The organism is Thiohalocapsa sp. (genome assembly GCF_019695415.1).
In the GTDB taxonomy this organism is placed as follows: domain Bacteria; phylum Pseudomonadota; class Gammaproteobacteria; order Chromatiales; family Chromatiaceae; genus Thiohalocapsa.
The window spans coordinates 1-3,529 of record NZ_JAIFKJ010000278.1 but is presented as its reverse complement, the minus strand read 5'-3'; the positions used below and the strand labels follow the sequence as shown (position 1 = coordinate 3,529).

2 protein-coding genes are annotated in these 3,529 nt (G+C 68.0%); both read left to right on the top strand.

Annotation, left to right across the window (positions count from 1 at the left end):
• Positions 1-247: 247 nt before the first annotated feature.
• Positions 248-1,687 (top strand): carotenoid oxygenase family protein, encoded by a 1,440-nt coding sequence (locus I6U14_RS07975; RefSeq protein ID WP_296898296.1) that lies wholly within the window; start codon positions 248-250, stop codon positions 1,685-1,687.
• A 178-nt stretch (positions 1,688-1,865) separates the two neighbouring features.
• A complete protein-coding gene (locus tag I6U14_RS07970; protein ID WP_296898294.1) occupies positions 1,866-3,446 on the top strand; it encodes a penicillin-binding protein 2 in 1,581 nt (526 codons plus the stop codon).
• Positions 3,447-3,529 lie beyond the last annotated feature (83 nt).

Sequence of the window (3,529 nt, the reverse complement as noted above, 5' to 3'; positions counted from 1 at the left end):
TCGTTCTATTCCGAGGAGTTGTAACGCAGCCAGGCGCCCCGCGGGGCGTGCCATGACGGCCGTAGCGACCTTCACCCGGCGGGTGACGTACAGAGTGTGTCGCAATCGCAACCGGCACAGGCATGTGCGTGCGCTCCGAAGCGGTCAACTGCTCTTTCTAGGTTCAAAGTTCTCACTTCAAACTTCAAACTTCCTTCCCCGGTATGCTGTTGCGCGCCCCTATCAGCCCAACACCGCAGAGCCCAGCATGACCACCGACCAACCCCGCCTCTGGTCCGGCTCCGTCGCCCGCCCAGCGCGGGAGTTTGCGACCACACCGCTCGCGCCCTCCCATGGCGCAGTCCCCGCCGGGCTGCGCGGCACCCTGTACCGCAACGGGCCGGCCCGGCTGGAGCGTGGTGGCATGCACGTGGGCCACTGGTTCGACGGTGACGGGGCCGTGCTGCGCGCTCGCTTCCGAGACGGCGCAGCGGAGGCCACCTATCGTTACGTCCAGTCGGACGGCTTCCGCCACGAGACAGAGCAGGGCAAGCTCCTCTACGGCAACTATGGCATGACCGCGCCCGGACCGCTCTGGAACCATTGGCGCCGCCCGCTCAAGAATGCCGCCAATACCTCGGTCATCGCGCTCACCGACCGGTTGCTGACCCTCTGGGAGGGCGGCGGACCGCATGCGCTGGATTTGGAGACGCTCGACACCCTGGGGCTCGCTGACCTGGCAGGCCCCGCCGGCCGACTCGAATCCGGCGAGCCCTTCTCGGCGCATCCCAAGCAGGACCCAGAGACCGGCGACATCTACAACTTCGGCGTTGCCATCCCGGGCCCCAAGGCGCGGCTGATGCTCTACCGCAGCGGTCGCGACGGCCGGCTGCTGGCGAAGGGGCACCTGGATCTGGACGCCGTGCCGTTGATTCACGACTGGGTCATGGCGGGCCCCTACCTGGTCTTCCTGGTGCCGCCGGTGCGCATCTCGGTGCTGCCTGTCCTGCTGGGGCTCAAGTCCTACAGCGGGGCCATGCGCTGGTGCCCGGAGCTCAGCACCCAGATCCTCATTTTCGACCGCGCGACGCTGGAGCTGATCGCCCGCGGCGAGACCGAACCCTTTTACCAATGGCACTTCGGCAACGGCGCCTGCACGGATGGCGGGTTGATCGTGCTCGACCACGCCCGCTATCCCGACTTCAGCACCAACCAGCATCTGCGGGAGGTGGCCAACGGGCGCACCACCACGCCTGCGGAGGCGGCGCTCTGGCGTATGACCCTGGATCCGCAGACGGCGCGTGTCCTAGAGCACGCGCAAGTGAGTCCGCGCTCGGTGGAGTTCACCATGGTGCCACCCGGGCACATGGGCCGCCCCTGGCAGCGCACCTATATGGCCGCTCACCGCACCGGCACAGACACCACCGCTGAGCGCTACGACACCCTTGCCTGTTACGACCACACAGCGGACCACTTTATCGAGGCGGATCTCGGCGATGGGCGCTATCCGTCCGAGCCCGTGGTCGTGCCGGATGCCGAGGACCCGGAGCGGCTATGGCTGCTCAGCGTGGTCTACGACGGCAACGCCGATGCCGGTGAGGTCTGGATCTTCGATGCCGCAGCGCTCGCTGACGGGCCCGTCTGCGTGCTCGCCCTGCCGGAGGTGGTGCCGCTCAGCTTCCATGGCTGCTGGCGGCCGGCGCCATGAAGCCAAGCCCTCGTTCACCGCCGCCACTGTCTCGATGACCTAAGCTGGCGCTCAGCCCGGCAGGCCGGAGACTTCAGCACCCAGCCCTTAGCACTCAGCCCGGACACGCCGGAATCCAACCTCATCGACGGCCTCGCTGCTCCCCGCCAGACGCCAAACAGGCAATCCAGCCTCGACAATGGACCTCCTGAATACCCTCTTCCAGTCCGCCCCGTGGGGGCCGCTGCGTATCGGCTTGCACGTCGTCTTCCTGCTCGCGGCAGCCTTCGTGCTGAAGCAGATGCTGGACCTGCGTGTCGCCGTGGGCCTGAAGCACCTGGCCAAGCCCCGGGCGGGCTTCGGCGCGGCGGGCGTGCTGGCGGTGCTCGCCTTTGCCGGAGTGCTGGCTTATCAGGCTACCTGGCAGCTCTCCGGTACGGCGCGGCCCGAGTTCATCGCCTTCATGCAGCTGCACGACCGCCGCCAGTTCAATCCGGCGCATTGGATCGAGCGCGGGCGGATTCTTGACGTTGCAGGCACGGTGCTCGCCGAGAGCCGCATAGTGCAGACGGACGCAGGTCCCTCGGCGGAGCGCTACTACCCCTTCGGCCCGGACTTCGCGCATGTGGTGGGCTATGCGGATCCGCGGTTCGGCGCCTCCGGTATCGAGGCCGCCGCCAATGTGGAGCTGAACGGCGGCAAGCCTGAATCGCTCAAGGACTGGGGTGAGCTCGGGCGTCAGATCCTGACCCAAGGCAAGCGGCCCAAGGGCAACGACGTGACGCTCACGCTGGATGCGGCGCTGCAGCGCCTTGCCGTCGAGCGCCTCGGCGAGCGCGCCGGTGCAGTGGTGATGCTGCGCCCGCAGGATGGCGCCGTGCGCGTGCTCGCGAGCACGCCGTCCTTTGATCCCAATCGCGTGGATGCCAACCTCTTTCTGCGCGCGGACCCGCAGGCGAGGCTGCTGAACCGGGCCACCGCCGGACTCTATCCGCCGGGCTCCACCTTCAAGGTGGTGCTCGCTGCGGACGCGCTGGACCGCGGCTTTAGCGGGCGCATCGACTGCCCGGCGGACGGCTGGACCACCTCCGGGCACTACGGCAAGATCCGCGACCACGAGTACTACGAGGCCCGCCGCGCCGGCCGCACCTGGCGTGGGCACGGGCGCATCGGACTCACCACCGCGCTGGTGGAGTCGTCCAACGTCTTCTTCGCGCAGCTCGGCGTTTACCTGGGGCACGACGCCTTTCGCGCCACCACCGAGCGCTTCCTGTTCAACAGCCGCATCAGTATCGGCGCCGGCGATACCCGCGCGCAGTTCATGCGCACGGGGCGGATCCCCCGCATTGCGCACTCGGACCGCTACGGGCTCGCCCAGGCGTCCATCGGGCAGGGCAAGGTGCTGGCCACTCCGGCGCAGATGGCGCTCATCGCCGCGGCCGTCGCCAACGACGGCGTCGCCGTGCGCCCGCGGCTGGTTGCCAGCGAGCAGCCGGCTGCCGCAGGCCGCTTCATGCAGTCGGGCACCGCCGCCCAGCTCAGGTCCATGCTGCGCCGGGCGGTGTCCGAGGGCACCGGCCGCGGCATCGAGACACCCGGCCTCGCCATTGCCGGCAAGACCGGCACGGCGGAGAACCCCTTCGGCGCCTCGCACAGCTGGTTCATGGGCTTCGCGCCGGCGGGCCGACCGGCCCTGGCCTTTGCGGTGCTCGTGGAGCATGGAGGCTACGGGCTGGTCCTTTTACACCTCCTACGCATCCGAAGGAGGGGGCGAGTGTAGAGCGCTGTGGTGCCGTTACTTTCATAAAAATATCAGATAACGAACACTTAGACAGCTGTGGTACTAAAATGTAACAGCAGACA